Annotated in this window: 16 protein-coding genes and 1 pseudogene; 9 read left to right on the top strand and 8 right to left on the bottom strand. The window is 68.0% G+C overall.

The window, feature by feature from the left end; genetic code table 11:
- The first annotated feature begins 154 nt into the window (after positions 1-154).
- The 4 genes from ACFYM0_RS29305 (at position 155) to serA (ending at position 5619) form a co-directional block, all read left to right on the top strand.
- Complete coding sequence (locus tag ACFYM0_RS29305; RefSeq protein WP_327255089.1) at positions 155-2044, top strand: acetolactate synthase large subunit; 1890 nt, start codon at positions 155-157, stop codon at positions 2042-2044.
- Positions 2045-2075: 31 nt separating this feature from the next.
- Positions 2076-2600 carry an acetolactate synthase small subunit gene (gene ilvN / locus ACFYM0_RS29310; protein ID WP_266904165.1) on the top strand — a complete coding sequence of 175 codons (525 nt, stop codon included), beginning with the start codon at positions 2076-2078 and terminating at the stop codon, positions 2598-2600.
- A 141-nt stretch (positions 2601-2741) separates the two neighbouring features.
- Positions 2742-3743 (top strand): ketol-acid reductoisomerase, encoded by a 1002-nt coding sequence (gene ilvC, locus ACFYM0_RS29315; protein WP_243337812.1) that lies wholly within the window; start codon positions 2742-2744, stop codon positions 3741-3743.
- Positions 3744-4029: 286 nt separating this feature from the next.
- Entirely contained in the window at positions 4030-5619 is a 1590-nt protein-coding gene (gene serA, locus ACFYM0_RS29320) for a phosphoglycerate dehydrogenase (RefSeq protein WP_388506568.1), read from the top strand.
- 77 nt (positions 5620-5696) lie between these two features.
- Here serA and ACFYM0_RS29325 read toward each other — a convergent pair whose 3' ends face one another.
- Positions 5697-7247 (bottom strand): MFS transporter, encoded by a 1551-nt coding sequence (locus ACFYM0_RS29325; RefSeq protein ID WP_388506569.1) that lies wholly within the window; start codon positions 7245-7247, stop codon positions 5697-5699.
- Between the two features lie 103 nt (positions 7248-7350).
- Here ACFYM0_RS29325 and ACFYM0_RS29330 point away from each other — a divergent pair, with 103 nt between their 5' ends.
- The 4 genes from ACFYM0_RS29330 (at position 7351) to ACFYM0_RS29345 (ending at position 9802) form a co-directional block, all read left to right on the top strand.
- A complete protein-coding gene (locus tag ACFYM0_RS29330) occupies positions 7351-7965 on the top strand; it encodes a TetR/AcrR family transcriptional regulator (protein WP_388506571.1) in 615 nt (204 codons plus the stop codon).
- Positions 7966-8050: 85 nt separating this feature from the next.
- The gene (locus ACFYM0_RS29335; RefSeq protein ID WP_388506573.1) at positions 8051-8272 is read left to right on the top strand and encodes a hypothetical protein; all 222 of its coding nucleotides are present in this window, start codon (positions 8051-8053) and stop codon (positions 8270-8272) included.
- A 44-nt stretch (positions 8273-8316) separates the two neighbouring features.
- A complete protein-coding gene (locus tag ACFYM0_RS29340) occupies positions 8317-8583 on the top strand; it encodes a hypothetical protein (protein WP_388506575.1) in 267 nt (88 codons plus the stop codon).
- Positions 8584-8995: 412 nt separating this feature from the next.
- A complete protein-coding gene (locus ACFYM0_RS29345; protein WP_388506577.1) occupies positions 8996-9802 on the top strand; it encodes a type II toxin-antitoxin system Phd/YefM family antitoxin in 807 nt (268 codons plus the stop codon).
- 460 nt (positions 9803-10262) lie between these two features.
- On the opposite strand, the gene ACFYM0_RS29350 is transcribed toward ACFYM0_RS29345, so the two are convergent.
- The gene (locus ACFYM0_RS29350; protein ID WP_388506578.1) at positions 10263-10724 is read right to left on the bottom strand and encodes a hypothetical protein; all 462 of its coding nucleotides are present in this window, start codon (positions 10722-10724) and stop codon (positions 10263-10265) included.
- A 172-nt stretch (positions 10725-10896) separates the two neighbouring features.
- Positions 10897-11580 carry a hypothetical protein gene (locus ACFYM0_RS29355; protein WP_388506580.1) on the bottom strand — a complete coding sequence of 228 codons (684 nt, stop codon included), beginning with the start codon at positions 11578-11580 and terminating at the stop codon, positions 10897-10899.
- 139 nt (positions 11581-11719) lie between these two features.
- On the opposite strand from ACFYM0_RS29355, the pseudogene ACFYM0_RS29360 reads away from it, so the two are divergent.
- Positions 11720-12276, top strand: a pseudogene (locus tag ACFYM0_RS29360) (DUF4240 domain-containing protein).
- A 258-nt stretch (positions 12277-12534) separates the two neighbouring features.
- On the opposite strand, the gene ACFYM0_RS29365 reads toward ACFYM0_RS29360, so the two are convergent.
- The 5 genes from ACFYM0_RS29365 to ACFYM0_RS29385 form a co-directional block, all read right to left on the bottom strand.
- Positions 12535-14877 (bottom strand): TniQ family protein, encoded by a 2343-nt coding sequence (locus ACFYM0_RS29365; RefSeq protein WP_388506582.1) that lies wholly within the window; start codon positions 14875-14877, stop codon positions 12535-12537.
- Positions 14874-15944 carry an ATP-binding protein gene (locus ACFYM0_RS29370; RefSeq protein WP_388506583.1) on the bottom strand — a complete coding sequence of 357 codons (1071 nt, stop codon included), beginning with the start codon at positions 15942-15944 and terminating at the stop codon, positions 14874-14876. Before ACFYM0_RS29370 ends, ACFYM0_RS29365 begins: the two co-directional genes overlap by 4 nt.
- Positions 15941-18124, bottom strand: coding sequence for an integrase (locus tag ACFYM0_RS29375; RefSeq protein WP_388506584.1), 2184 nt, complete (start codon positions 18122-18124; stop codon positions 15941-15943). Before ACFYM0_RS29375 ends, ACFYM0_RS29370 begins: the two co-directional genes overlap by 4 nt.
- On the bottom strand, positions 18121-18825 hold the full coding sequence (locus tag ACFYM0_RS29380; protein WP_388506586.1) for a TnsA-like heteromeric transposase endonuclease subunit: 705 nt from the start codon (positions 18823-18825) through the stop codon (positions 18121-18123). Before ACFYM0_RS29380 ends, ACFYM0_RS29375 begins: the two co-directional genes overlap by 4 nt.
- Positions 18826-19034: 209 nt before the next feature.
- Entirely contained in the window at positions 19035-20273 is a 1239-nt protein-coding gene (locus ACFYM0_RS29385) for a PucR family transcriptional regulator (protein ID WP_388506587.1), read from the bottom strand.
- Positions 20274-20435 lie beyond the last annotated feature (162 nt).

Here is a 20435-nt window from a genome sequence, read left to right on the forward strand (position 1 = left end):
AGCGCGTCGGCTGAAGCTGGGACCAGCATGTCCCCGCTCAACGCACCCGACGCGCTCCCCTCGCTTGCCTCCCGGCACGAGGGGTTTTTTGTTGCACTGGCAACGTCGAATCTCGTAAAACCCTCCTCGTAAAACCCTCAGCTTCGAGAAGAGAATGCCGATGACCGAGCAGGCCACCGGGGCCCACCATCCGCAGCCGCGGGCCCGTACCGGCGGACACCAGACCGCCGCAGTTGAGCACGTCACGGGTGCGCAGTCCCTCATCCGCTCTCTCGAAGAGGTGGGGTGCGACACCGTCTTCGGTATTCCGGGCGGCTGCATCCTCCCGGCCTACGACCCGATGATGGACAGCACGAAGGTCCGCCACATCCTGGTCCGCCACGAGCAGGGGGCCGGCCACGCCGCCACCGGCTACGCCCAGGCGACCGGCAAGGTCGGCGTCTGCATGGCCACCTCCGGCCCCGGCGCCACCAACCTGGTCACCCCGATCGCCGACGCGCACATGGACTCCGTGCCGCTGGTCGCGATCACCGGCCAGGTCTCCTCCAAGGCCATCGGCACCGACGCCTTCCAGGAGGCGGACATCGTCGGCATCACCATGCCGATCACCAAGCACAACTTCCTGGTGACCAGGGCCGAGGACATCTCGAGGACCATCGCCGAGGCCTTCCACATCGCCTCGACCGGCCGCCCCGGACCGGTCCTGGTCGACATCGCCAAGGACGCCCTGCAGGCGCGGACCACCTTCTCGTGGCCGCCGAGCCAGGACCTCCCCGGCTACCGGCCGGTGACCAAGCCCCACGCCAAGCAGATCCGCGAGGCCGCCAAGATGATCGCCGCCGCCAAGCGGCCGGTCCTCTACGTCGGCGGCGGCGTCATGAAGGCCGGCGCGACCGCCGAGCTGAAGGTCCTCGCCGAGCTCACCGGCGTCCCGGTCGTCACCACCCTGATGGCCCTGGGCTCCATCCCGGACAGCCACCCGCAGAACGTCGGCATGCCCGGCATGCACGGTGCCGTCACCGCCGTGACCGCGCTCCAGAAGTCGGACCTGCTGATCGCGCTCGGTACCCGCTTCGACGACCGCGTCACCGGCAAGCTGGACAGCTTCGCCCCCTTCGCCAAGGTCATCCACGCGGACATCGACCCGGCCGAGATCGGCAAGAACCGCGCCGTGGACGTCCCGATCGTCGGTGACGCCCGCGAGGTCATCGCCGACCTGATCCAGGCCGTCCAGGCCGAGGCCAACGACGGCAACGCCGGCGACTACACCGCCTGGTGGAAGGACCTCAACCGCTGGCGCGACACCTACCCGCTGGGCTACGACCTGCCCGAGGACGGCACGCTCTCCCCCCAGCAGGTCATCGAGCGGATCGGCCAGCTGGCACCGAAGGGCACCATCTACACGGCCGGCGTCGGCCAGCACCAGATGTGGGCCTCGCACTTCGTGAACTACGAGGAGCCCCGCACCTGGCTGAACTCCGGCGGCGCCGGAACCATGGGCTACGCGGTCCCGGCCGCGATGGGCGCCAAGGTCGGCATGCCGGAGCGCACCGTCTGGGCGATCGACGGCGACGGCTGTTTCCAGATGACCAATCAGGAACTGGCCACCTGCGCCCTGAACAACATCCCGATCAAGGTCGCGATCATCAACAACGGTGCGCTGGGCATGGTCCGCCAGTGGCAGACCCTGTTCTACAACCAGCGGTACTCGAACACCGTCCTGCACGCGGGCGAGACGGGCACCGACACGGCCGTCGGCTCCCAGCTCGGCGAGTCGGCCGCCCCCCGCATGGGCACCCGCGTCCCGGACTTCGTCAAACTGTCCGAGGCCATGGGCTGCGTGGCACTGCGCTGCGAGGACCCGGCCGACCTGGACAAGGTCATCGCCGAGGCCAACGCGATCAACGACCGCCCGGTCGTCATCGACTTCATCGTCCACGAGGACGCCATGGTGTGGCCGATGGTCGCCGCCGGCACCTCGAACGACGAGGTCATGGCCGCACGGGGCGTCCGCCCCGACTTCGGCGACAACGAAGACGACTGAGCCGAGAGAGCCGAGAGAGAGAACGACTCACATGTCCAAGCACACGCTCTCCGTCCTGGTCGAGAACACGCCCGGCATCCTCGCCCGGATCGCCGCGCTGTTCTCCCGACGCGGGTTCAACATCGACTCCCTCGCGGTCGGTGTCACCGAGCACCCCGACATCTCGCGCATCACCATCGTCGTGAACGTCGAGGACCTCCCGCTGGAGCAGGTGACCAAGCAGCTCAACAAGCTGGTCAACGTGCTCAAGATCGTCGAGCTGGAGCACGTTAACGCCATCGAGCGCGAACTCGTTCTGGTGAAGGTCCGCGCCGACAACGAAACGCGCTCGCAGATCGTCGAGATCGTCCAGCTGTTCCGCGCCAAGACCGTCGACGTCTCCCCGGAGGCCGTCACCATCGAGGCCACCGGCGGCACCGACAAGCTGGGCGCGATGCTCAAGATGCTGGAGCCCTTCGGCATCAAGGAGCTCGTCCAGTCCGGGACGATCGCCATAGGGCGCGGCGGCCGGTCCATCACGGACCGCAGCCTGCGCGCGCTCGACCGCAGCGCCTGAGCCCGCCCGGGCCGGTGTCACCGGCCCGGTCGTGCCCCGCCCGTTCGTTTCTCGCTCGCTCGTATGGCGAGACCGAGAACCACGTATTCCGTTCCCCGCCGTACGGTGGGAGCAACACCAGCGCACCAAGGAGATATCCCAGTGGCCGAGCTGTTCTACGAGAACGACGCCGACCTGTCCATCATCCAGGGCCGCAAGGTCGCGGTCATCGGTTACGGCAGCCAGGGCCACGCCCACGCGCTGTCGCTCCGTGACTCCGGCGTCGACGTCGTCGTCGGCCTGCACGAGGGCTCGAAGTCCAAGGCCAAGGCCGAGGAGCAGGGCCTGAAGGTCCTGCCCGTCGCCGAGGCCGCGGCCTGGGCGAACGTCATCATGATCCTGACCCCGGACCCGCTCCAGGCCGAGATCTACGCCGCCTCCATCGAGTCGCACCTGGAAGAGGGCGACGCGCTCTTCTTCGGCCACGGCTTCAACGTCCGCTACGGCTTCATCAAGCCCCCCACCAACGTGGACGTCGCCCTGGTCGCCCCGAAGGGCCCGGGTCACCTGGTTCGCCGTCAGTACGAGGAAGGCCGCGGCGTGCCCTGCATCGCCGCCGTCGAGCAGGACTTCACCGGTTCCGCCTTCCAGCTCGCGCTGTCGTACGCGGCGGGCATCGGCGGCACGCGCGCCGGCGTCATCAAGACCACGTTCACCGAGGAGACCGAGACCGACCTGTTCGGTGAGCAGGCCGTTCTCTGTGGTGGCGCCTCCGCGCTGGTGAAGGCCGGTTTCGAGACGCTGACCGAGGCCGGTTACCAGCCCGAGATCGCGTACTTCGAGTGCCTGCACGAGCTGAAGCTCATCGTGGACCTCATGTACGAGGGTGGCCTGGAGAAGATGCGCTGGTCGGTCTCCGAGACCGCCGAGTGGGGCGACTACATCACCGGTCCCCGCATCATCACGGACGCCACCAAGGCCGAGATGAAGAAGGTCCTCGCGGAGATCCAGAGCGGCGAGTTCGCCAACACCTGGATGGCCGAGTACAAGGCCGGCCTGCCGAAGTACAACGAGTACAAGAGCGCCGACGAGGCGCACCTGCTCGAGACCACCGGCAAGAAGCTCCGCAAGCTGATGAGCTGGGTCGACAACGACGAGAGCTGATCCGCTCGCCGCGGGGCCGGGACGGTGCGTCCCGGCCCCGCGGCACATCGGTGGAACCACCCGTACGGCGGGCCCCGAGGGGCCTCCGGGGGGACCGCTTGTCCACCCTGGCCAATCTCGTGCGGGTGATCCTTCCGTACAGGCGGAATTCCGTTCCTGATCCGCCACTACACTGCTCAACACAACGCGTCAGGCCCACAGTGTCGTGCGTCTTCCACGCGGCTACCCCCCTCCACCGCCTGCGGCCGTCGGGACGGCCGTCCGCACTGGACTTGTGAGGACCCACGTGAGCTCGAAACCTGTCGTACTCATTGCCGAAGAGCTGTCGCCCGCCACTGTCGAGGCGCTCGGCCCGGACTTCGAGATCCGTCACTGCAACGGTGCCGACCGCGCGGAGCTGCTCCCCGCGATCGTGGACGTCGACGCGATCCTGGTCCGCTCCGCGACCAAGGTCGACGCCGAGGCCATCGCCGCCGCCAAGAAGCTGAAGGTCGTCGCCCGTGCGGGCGTCGGTCTCGACAACGTCGACGTCTCGTCCGCCACCAAGGCCGGCGTGATGGTCGTGAACGCTCCGACCTCCAACATCGTCACCGCCGCCGAACTGGCCTGTGGCCTGCTCGTCGCGACGGCCCGCAACATTCCGCAGGCCAACACCGCCCTGAAGAACGGCGAGTGGAAGCGGAACAAGTACACGGGTGTCGAGCTCAGCGAGAAGACCCTCGGTGTCGTCGGCCTCGGCCGCATCGGCGTCCTGGTCGCCCAGCGCATGTCGGCCTTCGGCATGAAGATCGTCGCGTACGACCCCTACGTGCAGCCCGCGCGCGCCGCCCAGATGGGCGTCAAGATGCTGACGCTGGACGAGCTCCTCGAGGTCGCCGACTTCATCACCGTGCACCTGCCCAAGACCCCCGAGACCCTCGGCCTCATCGGGGACGAGGCCCTGCACAAGGTCAAGCCGTCCGTCCGCATCGTCAACGCCGCCCGCGGCGGGATCGTGGACGAGGCCGCGCTGTACTCGGCCATCAAGGAAGGCCGCGTGGCCGGCGCCGGCCTCGACGTGTACGCGAAGGAGCCCTGCACGGACTCCCCGCTGTTCGAGCTCGACCAGGTCGTCTGCACCCCGCACCTCGGCGCGTCCACGGACGAGGCCCAGGAGAAGGCCGGTGTCTCGGTCGCCAAGTCGGTGCGCCTCGCGCTCGCCGGTGAGCTCGTGCCCGACGCGGTCAACGTCCAGGGCGGCGTCATCGCCGAGGACGTCCGTCCGGGCCTGCCGCTCGCCGAGAAGCTCGGCCGCATCTTCACCGCCCTCGCGGGCGAGGTCGCGGTCCGCCTCGACGTCGAGGTCTGCGGCGAGATCACCCAGCACGACGTCAAGGTGCTCGAACTCTCCGCGCTCAAGGGTGTCTTCGAGGACGTCGTCGACGAGACGGTCTCCTACGTCAACGCCCCGCTGTTCGCGCAGGAGCGCGGGGTCGAGGTCCGCCTGACCACCTCCTCGGAGTCCCCGGACCACCGCAACGTGGTGACCGTCCGCGGCACCCTGTCGGACGGCCAGGAGGTCTCGGTCTCCGGCACGCTCGTGGGCCCGAAGCACCTGCAGAAGATCGTCGGCATCGGCGAGTACGACGTGGACCTGGCGCTCGCCGACCACATGGTCGTCCTGCGCTACGCCGACCGTCCGGGCGTGGTCGGCGCCGTCGGCCGCATCCTCGGCGAGGCCGGCCTGAACATCGCGGGCATGCAGGTCGCCCGCGCCGAGGAGGGCGGCGAGGCCCTCGCGGTCCTCACGGTCGACGCGGAGGCCCCGGTGAACGTCCTCGCGGACATCGCCACCGAGATCGGCGCCGTCTCGGCCCGTACGGTCAGCCTCGGCTGACGCTTCGGCAGCAGACTGACGCGAAGGGCCCGGGGGAGACCCCGGGCCCTTTCGTGTGTCCCGCCCCGCTACGCCGCTCAGCGCGCGAGCGCTTCGCCGGCCGGGGCCGGCTCCGCCGGGGCCGGCTCCGCCGGGGCCGGGGCCGGGGCTCCGCGTCCCCGGAGCAGGGCCGCGGCGAGCACCGCCGCCGCGAGGAGCAGGACCGTACCGCCCCAGGCCGCGTACTGCATTCCGTGGACGAAGGCCTCCCGGGCCGCCGTCAGGACCTGCCCGCCGGCCGCGCCGCCGAGCTCCTGGGCGGTGGCCGCGGCCCCGCCCAGGGTCTCCCGTACGGCGGGCTCGGACCCGGCCAGGTCGGAGTGGTAGACGGCCGTGCCCAGGCTGCCCAGGACGGCCATCCCGAGGGCGCCGCCGAACTCCTGGCCGGTCTCCAGGAGGGAGGCGGCCGAGCCGGCCTTCTCGGCGGGGGCGGAGCCGAGCGCCATGTCCGCGACCAGGGACATCACGGTGACGATGCCGGAGGCGAGGATCCCGGCGCCGGCCAGCAGCAGCCACAGTGAGTCGGTGTCCACCAGACTGATCAGGGCGAACCCGGCGGCGGCGAGGACGAAGCCGCCCGAGACGACGTAGGCCCGGTCGGTCTTCTGGGCGAGGGCCGCGCCGACGGGGGCGGCGGCGCCGATGACGACCGAGGGGGCGAGGCTCCAGAGGGCGGCTTCCAGGGTGCCCATGCCGAGCACCGACTGCAGGTACTGGGTGGTGAAGTAGGCCGAGCCCATCATGGCGAAGGCGGCGATCGTGTTCAGGCCGATGCCGGCGCCGAAGCCGCGTTCCCGGAAGAGGGCCCGGGAGACCATGGCGCCGTCACGGGTGCGCTGGCGGCGGACGAAGAGCCACCCGAAGGCCAGGCCGGCGGCGAGGCAGCCGGCGTGGAACGGGGTGAGGCCCCCGGCGGCGATCTCCTTGAGGCCGTAGACCACCGGGAGCACGGCGGCCATCGACAGCGGCACGCTCAGCAGGTCGAAGCGGCCGGGCGCCGGGTCCTTGAACTCGGGGACCAGTACGGGGACCAGGACCAGCAGGAGCAGCATCGCGGGCACGTTGATCAGGAAGACGGAGCCCCACCAGAAGTGGTTCAGCATCACGCCGCTCATGACCGAGCCGAGGGCGATGCCGCCGGTCATGGCACCGGACCAGATCGCGATGGCCTTGCCGCGCTGCCGCTCGTCCTGGAAGAGGTTGCGCACGAGGGCGAGCGTGGAAGGCATCAGGGTCGCGCCGCCGATTCCGAGCAGCACCCGGGCCGCGATGAGCATTTCGGCGCTGGAGGCGTAGGCGGCGGCGACGGAGGCGAGCCCGAAGGCGGCCGCGCCGGTCAGCAGCAGCTTGCGGCGGCCGATCCGGTCGCCGAGCGAGCCCATCGTGATGAGCAGGCCCGAGAGGGCGAAGGCGTAGCTGTCGAAGATCCAGAGCTGCTGGGTGGCGCTGGGGTCCAGCTCCCGGGTGATGGCCGGGATGGCGAAGTAGAGGACGGAGACGTCCATCGAGACCAGGAGCAGGGGGAGCAGGAGAACGGTGAGGGCGGTCCATTCCCGGCGACCGGCGAGGCGTGCTGCGGGGTTCGTCATGAGCAGCAATGTACAAGCGTCATAAACATCTGTCTAGTACGTCTGTATAGAACGGCCGTGTAGGACGTTTGTCTTGGACGGGTGTCTTGGCTACCGTGACGGCATGGGACATCGCGAAGACTTGCTGGAAGGCGCCAAGAAGTGCCTGCTCGAGAAGGGTTTCGTGGGCACGACCGCCCGCGACATCGTCAAGGCCTCGGGCGCGAACCTGGCCTCGATCGGCTACCACTACGGCTCCAAGGACGCCCTCATGACGGAGGCGTTCGTCGCCGTCGTCCAGGAGTGGGGTGACCGCTTCACGGGCGAGGTGGAGGGCGAGGGCGGCTCGCTGGAACGCTTCCGTTCCGTGTGGGACGGGGTGCACGCCGGGCACGAGGAGTCCGGTCCGATCTGGTCGGCCAGCATGGAGATCGCCCTCGCCGGGGGCCGGATGCAGGAACTGCGCACGATGCTCGCCGCCTCGCAGGGGGAGGGGCGCAGGGGGCTGGTCTCGATGTTCACCGGCGTACCCGAGGAGGACCTGACCGAGGAGGACCTGCGGACCGCCGGCGCCTTCTACCAGGCCCTACTGAACGGGTTCATGCTCCAGTGGCTCTTCGACCCCGCGTCGGCCGCGACCCCGGCGGAACTGACGGAGGGGATGCGGCGGGCGGCGGCCGCGATGGCGAAGACGGCGGCCGTGTCCGACGGCGCTCCCGGCGCCGTGTCCCAGGCCTGAGCGGAGCCGGAACCGACGCCGGAGCCGGAGCCGGAGCCGGAACCGGAACCGGAACCGGAGCCGGAACTGCCATCCGCCCGGCCGCTTGAGCGCGGCCGCGACGTACGAGAAGCTCACCGGTAAGACCCCGGCGGGGGAACACCCGTTGACCGTCACGGGCGCCCGCCCCGGCGAGCTGACCCTGAACACCAGCCGCGGCCCGGCCCGGGTGCCGGTGTGGTTCTTCGGCCTGGAGGGGTACGAGGAACCCCTCGCCCTGGTCGCCCTGGCCGACGCCGGCCGGCCGAGCCGCCGATCGGGCCCCTGAGGCCCGTCGGCGAGGGCGCCGCCGAACTGTTCGGCCACGGAGCCGTGGACGGCGCCGGCACGGCGTTCACCGTGGACGCCGGGCACGGGGCGTGCGACGGCGGAGTGGCCGTCGAGGTCCTGGAAGGGGCCGACACGGTGGTGCGCGGCGGCCGCATCCTGCCCGGCGCGACGCTTCGCGGGGGCGAGGCCTGCCCCGCGATCATGCTCAAGGCGACGGTCCCCGTCACGCTGACCCGGCCGCTCGGGAACCGCGTCCTGATCGACGCGGTCTCGGGCGCCGCGCTCGGCCACGGGGGCCGCACCCGGTGAGCCGGCCGACACGCACCGGCGGCGGCCGGGCCGTCAGCTGTAGGGTCCGCGAATCCATGGGCAGTGATTCCTGCAAGAAGGCGTGAATCCGGACTCGTTGAGCACCCGCAGCGGCGTGGCTGTTGAGCAGCGGGCAGCCACGCGGGCCGGTGAGGGCTCACCGAGAGCGAGGATTGGCCTCACCGGCTCAGAGGCGACCGTGGGACCTCGCATCTGCAGGCCATTTGCCGTCCACCCGCACCGCAGCCCGCGACACGCCCCACATCACCTGCTCGTAGGGTCTAACGAGTTGCTCCCGTGAGCGGTGGCCCAGGCCCGACCGTGACTTGACCACCCTTCTGAGCCCAGCCACATCGCTGCGAACTAAAATCCTCCTTCAGCGTGAGGACTTGCAGGACCGGGGAGGACACCTGTGGATTGGGAACGACTTGAGGCCAAGGCGAAGACGGCCAAGATGCGTGCGGAAAATGTCTACCGCACCGAGATAGTGCCGAACACCGGGGGACTCACTCGGCAACAGCTCGACGCGAATGCAGAAGCCGCGTACAACATGTTGAGAACGGCCTCAAACCTCCTACATTCGGGCGGTTCCCCATTCTTCACGGCACAGCAGGTTTATGTAATATCTCACGCGTCGTTCAATGCGGTGAAGGTCGGCGTTGGTTCGAGCGGGCGTATTACTGCCCACGTGAACCGTGGCTGGGTCCTTGAACATGTCACGTCCGCCACTCTTGTTGCCCGAGAGATAGAGCAAACTGTCCTCAGGCGGGTGAGATCCGCGGGTGTAGCCCAGGGCGTTACTTCGGAGGAAATGATTCAGGGAGGTTCCACAGAGACCATGGATGGGTCTCAGATCTCTGCAGCCGAAGTTTGGGCGATGGTGCAGGAGGAACATCACCGATTCGCCACGCTTCTCGTCGAAAGCTTGGGGGGTGGAGAGGAGGCCCCGGAGATAATTTCGAGTCTGGATGACACGCTCGAACTCCCCGGCGTAGGGCGGAAACTCCCCGAGCTGCTTGACCGGGCGGCTGCTGGCATGTCCACCGTATTGACGAGAGAAGGGAATCCGATCGCGGCAATAGTTTCAATGGAGGACTATCGCGCTCTTCAGGCGGCCGCTGATGAGTTCCTCGCACGAGAGGCAGTAGAGCACCAAGGCGACAAAACGACCAAGATGGTCGATATTCTTGCCAGTTTGATGGAAGGGAGGGGTGTGTGAGTTACAGTTTCTCTTACGCGTACCCTTATAATTTTCGCCCTTACTATCTCGGGCGGCGGCTCAATCACCGTTTCATCATGACGGACAATGCGCGAAGTCGGCTGGCGGATATTCCAGAAAATGACGCCATCGATCTCCTCAATAAGCTACTGAGTCGCGACCAGAACCCTCGCTTTAACGGTGTCGATAGTCAACGCTTCCCGGGCCGGGAAAACTTGCACAGGCTAAGGTTCGGCCCCTATCGACTCGTGTACTGGTGCACGGGGAATACCGTGGTCCTGGCGGGGGTCCTGGACGATAGGCGCCGGTGGTCGCCTCGTCAGGCAGAGAGTCAACTGGCAGAGGAGGCCGAGTGACATCGGCCCGGGCGCTGGGTTGGGCCAACGAACAGCACGGCTGGGCAAAGAGCCTGCGTACTGCCGGATCGAAGTCCGCCAGCCAGATGTGGTGGGTTGAGCCGTCAGATGTGGGCCCTGATCTGACGGACAGGGTGCCCGAGCGCGTCAGCAAGGGCGGTTAGCTCCCTGTTGCTGAACTGGATACGCTCGGGATTCCAGATGGCGATCTCAAAACGGGCGAAGCCGCAGGGCCAGTCGTATTCCAGCGTCTCGAGTGAGGTCTCGGCGCGGCAACAGGGGACGCGGACTGCAAGCGTTGCGAAGCCGTCTTCACCGTGGGTCTCCAGCAGATCTGCCCACCACTCGGTGTCGATCGACGCTCCGCAGTGGGGACAGCCGATCCTTTCCAGGTTCTCGCCGCAGTCAACCACTGTGAGTGTGTCGTGCCAGGTGACCTCGACCTCGACGTCGTCGGGGGCTCCGGGCTCAAGGTCCGTGACGATCGCGGCAGCGCGGTCCGCTGCGGCCTGGTCGGGCTGCCAGTACGGGTCGGTCGGAATGACCGAGAGCACGTCGTCGCTCATGGACTCACTCGATTCGTCAGGCTCGGTGCCTCATCCGAGCAATGCGATGCTATCGAGATTTCGTTCGAAGGAACGGTCGTCGCACTGGGCAGACGCCAGGGGCCGGGCCGGCAAAAGTGAGGCGCCTGACTCGGTGCGGTCACCTTGGGACAGGCTGGTCGGGCTGCGGCGCCTACCGATGAGAAGGCTTGTAGTGGTTGACGTAGGCACGTTGCTCGTCGTCGAGTGATGATTCGGCGCCGCCGTCGAGGGTCTCACTGATGCAGTTCTCGATCCAGAAGCGGTAAGCCCACGTCTCGAAGGTGGGAGCGCAGTACTGGAGAGCCTCCATCTGCTCGTCCAAGTCTTCGATGTCACTGTTCCCGTTGAACTCGCCGCCGCTGTCGTGGGCCTCGTACTCGTACTCGTACTCAAGGTGAGAGTGCACCACGAAGGCCGAGTGGCCGGGTCGCAGGTAGAGGTACCAAAGGACGCAGTCCTGCTGGTCGCGGAAGAAGCGGACGAGGAAGGCGCCGGGCTCGACCGGACTGGGTATCGGCTTGGAGAGGCTGCTCCAGCAGCAAGTCAGCGACTGGTCGCCCAAGATGTCTGGAAGGTTCGCCGAAGTGAAGTAAGTGGAGAAGTCCTGGGGGAGCGAAAGCCCCGTCCGGTCCAGTTCCTCGGTCACTGTTCGAAGCTCGGTGACGCGGTCCGCAGAGGTTCCGGTGTCCTCACCGAGCCATTCGAAGGCCCCCTTGAACCTTCGTTCGTCCAACGGCGGCAAGGAATCGTGGGGGTAGTAGTCGTAGGTGTTGGGGCAGGAACGATGGCCACCCAGATCGCTTCCGCACCAGCTGGCCTCGAAGCGGACGCTCATCTGCGTGATTCCTTCCGTGACTCGCCGACCTGTTGTCGCCGAGCGAGAGATCCGTTCATCGTACTGACCGCGGTGACTTGGCTTGGCTGTCAGACCCGCCTGTCATAGTGCCGCTGTGGACGACGAGACCTTCTGGAACATGATCGAGAGCTGCCGGCGGCAGTCCCCGGACCCGGACGAGCGCCTCGCGTGGCTGCGTGGGCAGCTGGCCCATCGGCCTGAGTTGGACGCCGTGTGGTTCCAGATATGTCTTGACCGCTTTCTCACCCCGACTTTCACGTGGGACCTGTGGGCGGCCGCGGATCGGATCTTGGGCTGGTGTTCAGACGACAGTTTCTTCTATTACCGGCTCTGCTGGTGGGGCTTGGCCGGGACATGTTCGAGCGAGTTGCCCGCCATCCGGATGCGTTGGCCGAGGCGCCAGAGGTCCGATGCCTTGCAGGCCGGTCGCCGAGGTCCTGGGCGGACAACGAGTGGCCCGAATGGGAGGAGCTCGACTACGTCGCCGGGCGTGCGTTCGAGGATGCGACCGGCAAGGCCCACGACGAATTCCATGCCGCTATTGATGCTCAGGTCATCGATGATCCCGAACCGCGCCATCCGGCTGGCGAACAATGGGATGTGAAGCAGGAGAAGGAGGCGGATCTTCGTCTCCCTCGTCTCGCCGCCCTGTTTCCCGTTGCCCAGGCTGCGTAGGGACGGTCGGTGCTTGACCGGCAAGCTTGAGGATTTCTGTCGCTTCGCGTATGAATTCTGCCCCGCGCTGGGTGGGGGTGAGGGGCAGGGAGTCGCGGTCGATGATCTGGAACCCTGCGTCTCTTTCGATGTAGATGAGTCGCTGCCGCAGAGCACTATCACGGCCGCCGTAGATGTCTCGGGCCGCGGCAGCGAAGCTGGTGTAGCCCGGGATCTGAACGATGGCTCGCAGGCGGTCCAGCGCCCTGCTGCACATGGTCACGGCTCGGATGGCCGGGGAGGGCGTCCAGGGCAGGGCGAGGTGGCCGATGGCGTTGTATCGGGTACCAGGGCTGCGGATAGGAAGGCCCCAGCCCCTGGCCATTTGGTGAGGTGATAGTGGGTGACGCCACGTTCACGGGCGAGGTTGGCCATGTCGCGTCGGCGTTCGATGTACTCGTGGTGCAGCCACTCGCGGGTGATGTCGGGGCGCTGGGGGAGACGACCCGGTCGGGGGCGGAGAAGGACCCCGTCTCGATGCAGAAGCCGGCGCACCGTTTCGGGACGGCAGGATGCCAGGTTGGCGATGTGCGAGAGCTCCATAAGCTTGTTCTCGTAGAGGTGACGCAGCTCGGTCGGGGCCAGAACTCCTTCGCGGATCTTTACCTTCGGCACCGTGCGCTTGGTGTGGTGCTTGCCGATTACGGGGCTGGGTGTGGTCGTGCTGATCTCCGTGAGGTCGCAGTAGAGCCGGATGTGCTCCGAGGTCAGGCCAAGAGCGTCGGCGGCTTCGTGAACGGATCCGACCGCTCCCAGGAGATTGCGAAATTCGCCCTGCACGATGCTTGCGGGGGAGACGCCGGGCCATGACACGTCGGTCACCCAGGATTCAGGGGGTTCCCAGGTGACGGGTTCGCTGATCGTGTGCTGCTCGAGGTTGATCTCAGCTTGTTGACGCAGGAATGCGCGGAGGGCGACGGGTGCACGGAATCGGAACTCCGTGCAGTGCCATCCGAATCGGAAGGATGCGTCAGGGGGTGGGGGATGGGCCTCGCCGGTCAGGAGCGTCAGCAGATACCAGCGCATGAGGGAGACGCGGTGCTGTCGGCCGGTGCTCCAGCCCTGCTGAGCACATAGCCGGGCGTATGCGTTGAGATCGAGGGTGACTAAGGTGTTGGTGAAGGTCGCTCGGCGTCTTGCGTAGTCGATCGGGGAACCGTACTCGTCCAGAGCGCGGGCGAGTTGGGCCAGCACGGAAGCCAGCGGCGTCAGATCGTGCTCAAGGTAGAGGCGTCGTTCGACGCTGTCGCGGTCGCTGTTGATTTCGTGGTTGCCCAGGAGCGGGCCGACGCGTTCGAAGTTCAGCTGCGGTGGCCCGCCAGGAAGAAGGAGGAAGCTGCTGCAGCCACGTCGGAATGTACCGGCGCGGGGGTCGTACTCGTCCTTCGGCCGCGGGAGCAGGCGCATGGTCCACCCTGGCCAGAGCATCGCCGGCGTCATTGCCGCCCGACGGGTGATGGAAGCAGCCGTGAGTTCGGGCCAGCGTGGCCGCGGGCTGGCGCTGCCGTAGCGGAGCCGGGCATGAAGTGTGGCGTCGGGATCGAGCTTGGTCAGCACGCGCTCCACCAGTTCGGGGCCGCTCCAGCTCCACCGGCCGGCCATCGCACCCATGTTGTTCTTCTGCCTCTTCAGCAGCGAACGATCGGCCTCGAGAATCCAATCGAAGAGTGCCTCGTGGTCCGTGTGGCCGGGGTGGAGAGCGATGCGGGCCAGCGCGGTGCCGATGGCGGCATTGTGGGCGTCGTGCCCGACATCCTCGCTGGTCAGCTGTGGCAGAACCCCGCCGCACTCGGCCAACACAGTGCGTACGGCTTCCGGCGCCCGGTCGGCGACCGTGTGCAGACCCCGAAGAATGCGCCAGGCCAGGGCATAGAGCTGCTTGAACTCGGCCAAGGCTGCCGGCCGTGAGGGTGCCTCGGCGGCCAGCAGGGTGGTGATGTGCCGCTGAGCGGCCAGAATCAGTCCGGCGGCAGGCAGCGGGGTGACCGGCGCCTGCGTGAGGTCGGCTCCGCAGGCAGCCCTGAAGCCGACGTTGCTGCCGTCGCGCGTGCAGGCACCCGTTTCCCGGGGACCGAGCCGCCTCGCCTTCCACGGGTTCGGAGCCCGGTGGCAGTCGGGGCAGAAGTCCAACAGCAGGGTTCGGTGCGTGGTGCAGGCGAAGGCCCACGGAAGCCGCCAGAAGACCGGGCCCCGGCCGGCGTTCTCGCCCAGGCACGCGGGGCAGTAGCGCGCTCGGCTTCCGCTGAATCTCCAGGCCGGAGGCCTGGAGAGTTTGCGTCGGTCGGGCAGGATCGCCACCGCCAGCCCGTCGTAGGGTTCGAGCGTCATGCCAGTGAGCACTTGCCGGCCGACGCCGGTGGCCTGTTCAAGCGCGGCGATCTCGGCCGCCGTGAGTCGTAACGCCAGGTGTGACGCGCGCGTGCCGGCCAGCCCAACGGCTGTGAGGAAGTCGTTGTTGGTGACCCGAAGGCGCCGGGCATAGGCGCCAATCCAGCTCTCGAGTGCCTCGCCGGGTATCGGTGCCACCGCGATGGGAATGCGATCGGGAGTCCAGAGCGTCACGCAGACCTCGTCTGAAGCGGTGGGCGCGAGGCCGGTCGGGTGGTCAAGAGCCCGGCCTTGATCGCAGCCTCGAGTTCCTGGCGGGCGCCCTCCGCCGCAGCGTCGTTCTTGACCTGGTTCATCAGATCTTCGTCGAGGCGCTCATGGCCGCGGCGGATCGCCCGAAGGCAGCCACGGTTGATCAGCGACATCAGTGAGGCGAAGTGGCCGGTCGAGCGCGCGTAGAGGTAGTCCGAGAGCTCCTCCGCCAGCATCCCAGGAGACTTTTCCGCCAGGACCAGCTGCCGTTCGATCGTCTTCAGCAGTGTCCGCCACTCCAGGCGCCCCTCCTCGCTCTCGACCTCGAAAGGACGCAGGGTCAGCGGGGTGGTGCGACGCCCGAACTGGGCGAGGAGAGTCTCCTCGCGAGCGAAGCCCTCCCGGAGGATGCCACGCTGCTGGACCCCGACGCCCACGTAGATCAGCGTGACGGGGAAGACGTTCGACAGGTACTTCAGCTGGTTGGCCATCCGCACCGCATTGCTCTTCGAACCGCGCTCGGCCAGCGTGTCGGCGTCCCCGGTGACCGGCAGACCGTAGAAGCGGCAGATCGAGGCGTTCAGCCCGCGAATCTGCGTGTTGCCACTCAGCGCGATGTAGATGACCGGGACCCTGCGGTCCCCTGCGGGAGTGGTCTCCCCGCGCAGGGTGACCTGCTTGCGGTAGAGGCGGCGGCCGTAGGCCCTCACCGCCGTACTCTTTCCGAGCCCGGGGTAGGCGTCCACCAGCGCGGCAGGCTTGGTCTTGTCCCCATCGTGCCGGTTCGACTCGACGATCTCTGCCAGGTCCTCGTGCAAGGTGATCAGCTGAGGCGTATGGATCGGCCCGATGTTGGCGTGCCACACCTCACGGCCGTCGTTGTGGATCAACAGCTCTCGCGGCGACAGCTGGGCCAGCTCAGCCCGGGTGAGATGCTCGGGTTCGACACGCTCAGGGCGGTTGACCTCCTGCAACCAGCCCGCAAGGCGGGTGGGTGAGTACTGGAGGTCATCGCCCTCGAACGGCTCAATGCCGTCCCCCGCGCTCAACGGCTCTCCCAGACATCGGAGTAGTAGTCGTCCTCGCCGACCGGGGCGACGGCCTCATCTCCGGGGAAGGCAGCCTCGCACTCCTCGTCCTCATCGTCGTCCCCGCCCAGGTCGTCTCCCGCGGGCCCAACGACGCGGAGTTCCATGCCGCCCGGGCTTTCACCACCGCCGTCCCCCGGGGTATTCAAGGCAGCCAGGCGCCGGAGCGACGGCAACGACGCGATCTCGTCCTCTTCGGTCTGTGGCGCGTCGTCGCCCACCAGCCGCAGCCGCTCTTGCGAGAGTCGCACCGCCATGCGCCGCTCGACACGGTCAGCGGTCATCCCCGCACCCCACCGCTCGAGCAGTTCGACGAGCGCCCGCTTGGTGTCCGGGAACCGGTGCGTCGTGGCCGCGAGCCGGCGCGCGTAGACCAGCGCCTCACGGCTGACCGGGCCGTTGAGGGCGGCCGCATGTTCCCAGTCGAGCGTGTGCCACCGCCGGGTCGCAGGGTCCTGGAAGTAGGCCTTGGTGATGTCGCCAAGGTCCACGGCGATCGGCCACTTGCCCGCATTCACCCCACGATACGGACTGATTTGGTTGCGGTAGCCGTTGAGGCCGTCCCCGTTGTAACGCAGGCCCTCGAGCTCCACTCCGTAGTGCTGGATGGTCGTGCGTTCCTCCTCCAGGAACTCCAGTGCCAGATGGGGCCGGGCCGGGATGCGTAGCGGTCCGGCCCGGGTGACGCCGTGCTCGAACATCTCCAGCGGACTCAGCTTCAGCCCCGGGACCTCTGGAACAGACAGCCCGCGGTGGTGGCGACGGTGATAGATCCTCGTGATCCACTCGCGGATGACCGCCTCGAGCTCGTCGAGGAAGAAGACCGCCTCCTGTTCGACCCTCTCGCCGCGACTGTGGACGTCCGAGCCCTTGTAACCCGGCAGCGCGGCCAGAAGCCCCTGGTTGAGGGTCTTGAACCAGCGCTCCACCGGCTTGTCGGTCGGCGTCTTCGGACGGGCCGGCTGCAGTGAGATGTCCAGCTTCGCGCAGACGCTCTGGATGTGGTTCGACAGATAGATCTTGCCGTGGTCGAAGATGATCGTCTCCGCCGCGACCGTAGGCAGCAGGGGCTGCCCGTCCCGGTCGACGAGTTTGTCCGCGTCCACCACGACCGTGGACGGCACTCCGCAGTAGGGAAGCGGCTCGCCTCCATCCGCAGGCACCTCCCGAGGGCGGACCGTCTCGAACAGCACCCCCGCCACGTCCACCGACTTCGTCGACACCGGCGTCAGTCGCAGTCCGGTGATGCATCGGCTGTAGAGATCCATCGCAACGGTGAGCTCGCACCGCACCCACCGGCACGTGACCGGCTCCATCGCGAAGACGTCCAGGCTATTGGTATCCAGCACCACGTACTCGCCCGGTCGGGTGGCCAGCAACCGGCCGTAGGTCCCCTGCGGGGCGTTCGCAATCGACCGCTTGCCTTTCGTGCTGCCCTCGAACGCGTTGGTTCCCTTGGACAGCTCCCGCAGCACTTCGTATCCCGTCGTGCGGGCCGGCAGCGGGACCGTGCCGGGCCCGTACTCCTTGGCCAGACGTTCCTGGATCTCGATCAGGACCAGATTCCGGACCGGCCGACTCGACTTGATCCGTCCCTCCAATACCGACCGGGCTATCTCCACCCAGCGTGGATCCACCCGGTCCACCACACTGCGCGCCGGACGCTCATTGACCAGACCAGCCGGACCGCACCTCTTCAGCGCTGAGACCCATCGGCGCAGCGTGCTGGCGCCGACGCCGAGTTCGGCAGCCTTGGCTGCATAGCGATGCAGCATGGGGACTCCGGGCGCGTAGTCAGCACGGGGCTCGCCTTCCAGCGCGAGATCCACGTGGCCCAGCTGGTAGCCGGTGAGGACTTCCTGAACATGTCGGACCCGCCTCGTCAGCGCGTCGTCCTCGGCCTCCTCCAGACCGCTCAGCACTGCCGCGATCGCGGGTTCCTCATCGGGCGCCGGTACCAAGACCTCGGTGGTGGGGTGCGAGAGTAACACCGAGATGTCGACCTGCCTCCACTGCGGCACGCCTGCGACGGCGGCCTGTTCGAGAAGAACCCGACGGCCCTCGATTTCGGCGACCGTGAACTGCTCGCCATCGAACCTGATCGGCAGCCCTGGCCGCAGCGTCGTCGTCCAGGCGCTCACGCGCACCTCCGCAGCACTGATTCACCCGATAGCGGGCGGGACAGGTCTGTGGTCAGCCGACCGGACCACAGCAGTGCCATCAGGGGTGGCCGGGCTTCGTGAACAGGCCGATCACCGGCGAGCCGCCGTTCGGCGACGGCCATCGGATCACCATCTGCGACCTGTTGCCAGGCATCCTCGACATCGGATTCGGGGACGATGCCGGGCCGCCGGTATGCGGCAAGGAACCGTACGTTCTCCAGGAGAACCCGGTCTGCCCCGGACCAGATCTCGTACTCCCAGCCGTGCCGCTCGACCAACCGTCCCGGCCATTCCAGGGCTTCCGCGATCTTCGGATCCTGCAGACGGACAGCCGGTTTGACATTGACCACCCGCACTGTGCCCGAGCCCATGACGAGCAGGAAGTCGGGCACGTGACGTCGTACCCGATCTCCGATTCGGGCCACCAAGCGGCACGGCTGGGCGAAGATCCCGCGTACCGCCGGATCGAAGTCGGCCAGCAGCAGACGGGCGAGCTCGAGGCGGCTCTCATAGACCACATGGCCACCCGTCGTCGCCGACGCGTAGCTGCCCGAGTAGTGAGCCTGTCCGTGTACCGACCTGACCTGCCGCCACGGCGCAGACTCAGTGAAGTCAGCCAACCGGAGCTCAGAGAAGGGCACTTCACGCATCGATCCGCCTTCGTGCCGGATCGATGCCATGGGCACCCTGCGTTCCCTGTGAACCTTGCTCGTGCCGTGTACCGCCATACCCTGGACGGTACGGAGCACCCTCGCAGCCCAGGCTCGGACGACCGGAAGAATCCAACAAGTGGCAGCTACTGAACGTCACCGATGCTCATGATCACCCGAATTTGCTCGGACAGTGCCCATGATCCGCCGACAGTGCTCACGAAACTGCGGATCCTAGATCAGCCGTGCAGGCGGGCTGCCTTGAGGGCCATGTGGAGGAGCAGGCGGTCCTCGCCCTCGTCCAGGTCGAGGCCGGTCAGCTGCTCCACCCGGGACAGGCGGTAGTACAGGGTCTGGCGGTGGATGCCCAGGGCCGCCGCAGCGCGGCCCGCCTGGCCGGCGCAGTCCAGGAACACCTCGGCCGTACGCGCCAGTTCGGGATTGGCCGGGCCCCGCAGGGCGCGGGCCACCGGGTCGTCGAGGGCTTCCTCGGCGACGGAGGCCAGCATGCGGTAGGGCCCGATCGCGGACCACTGCGCGACCGGGCCGAGCCGCGGCCCCGCGGCGGCGGCCCGGGCGGCGGCGGTGGCCTGCTGCCAGGCGGCGGGCAGTGCCGTGAGCGCCCGCACGGGGTCGGACACCCCGGCGGTCACTCCGGTAGTCACTCCGGTGGCCGCCGCGGGGGTGGCGGGCTTGGCGCCGGCCGCGCCACCCGTCCCGCCGGCCGTGCGGGGCATCAGGCGGGAGATCGCCGTGAGCGCCGGAGCCAGCGGGTCCGTGCCGCGCAGGCGGATCAGGACCGCGAGGGACTGCCCCGCCGGGCCGCCGCCGTCCGGGTGGGGTTCCTGCTCGCCGGCCCCCCGCCAGGGCACCACGCACACGGCAGCCGCTCCAGGGACCGAAGTCGGGGCCTCGCCGGACCACGGGCTCACGCAGACCGCGGCGTGCGGCCCTTCGCCGCCCGGACCGAGTGCCACCCGTAGCGCGGCCACCGCCATGTCCTGGTGCCGGCCGCGCCCGGCGGTGAGCACCGCGAGGAACTCCCGGGACAGGTCGGCCCCCGCCCGGGCCTCCTCCGCGAGCAGCAGCCCGATCCGCTGGGCCACCTCCATGGCGGCGGCCAGGGACTCCGCGTCGGGTCCGGGTTCCTGGTCGAGGAGCCATACGTAGCCCTGGACGATCCCGCGGTGGCGCACCGGCAGGCAGATCCGCCCCCGGAAGACGCCGGCGTCCGGGGCGGCCGGGATCCTGACCGGGCCGGTGGCGCGGGCGATGCCGAAGCCCTCGAACCAGGACCGGACGGCCGCCGTCGACTGGCGGGTCAGGATCGAGCGGGTCCGTACGGGATCCATGACCAGATCGTCATCGCTGTCGTGCGCGCCGAAGGCGATCAGGCGGAAGTCGCGGTTCTCCAGCGTCGCCGGAGCGCCGAGCAGCGCCGAGATCTCGTCCACCAGGTCCTGGTAATCGCCCTTCACCCGCACATTCTCCCACCCCCGCGGCCCCTCTTCAGACAGATGTATGAGATCCGGGCCACGGATGCGTGACAGCTGTCGATGGCAGAGGATCGGGGAGATCCCTAGGTTTCACGGTGGTTTTACTTGCGTTTTCCTTATGGCCTCCGTCGTCCCGGCGCGGGC

Source organism: Streptomyces sp. NPDC006487 (genome assembly GCF_042870555.1).
Lineage (GTDB): Bacteria > Actinomycetota > Actinomycetes > Streptomycetales > Streptomycetaceae > Streptomyces.

Bases quoted from the DNA above. Each gene is read 5' to 3' on its own strand.
- ACFYM0_RS29325 (WP_388506569.1), bottom strand. From the start codon at position 7,247: ATGACGAACCCCGCAGCACGCCTCGCCGGTCGCCGGGAATGGACCGCC.
- ACFYM0_RS29350 (WP_388506578.1), bottom strand. From the start codon at position 10,724: ATGAGCGACGACGTGCTCTCGGTCATTCCGACCGACCCGTACTGGCAG.
- ACFYM0_RS29380 (WP_388506586.1), bottom strand. From the start codon at position 18,825: ATGGCATCGATCCGGCACGAAGGCGGATCGATGCGTGAAGTGCCCTTC.
- ilvN (WP_266904165.1), top strand. From the start codon at position 2,076: ATGTCCAAGCACACGCTCTCCGTCCTGGTCGAGAACACGCCCGGCATC.
- ACFYM0_RS29330 (WP_388506571.1), top strand. From the start codon at position 7,351: ATGGGACATCGCGAAGACTTGCTGGAAGGCGCCAAGAAGTGCCTGCTC.
- ACFYM0_RS29355 (WP_388506580.1), bottom strand. From the start codon at position 11,580: ATGAGCGTCCGCTTCGAGGCCAGCTGGTGCGGAAGCGATCTGGGTGGC.
- ACFYM0_RS29305 (WP_327255089.1), top strand. From the start codon at position 155: ATGCCGATGACCGAGCAGGCCACCGGGGCCCACCATCCGCAGCCGCGG.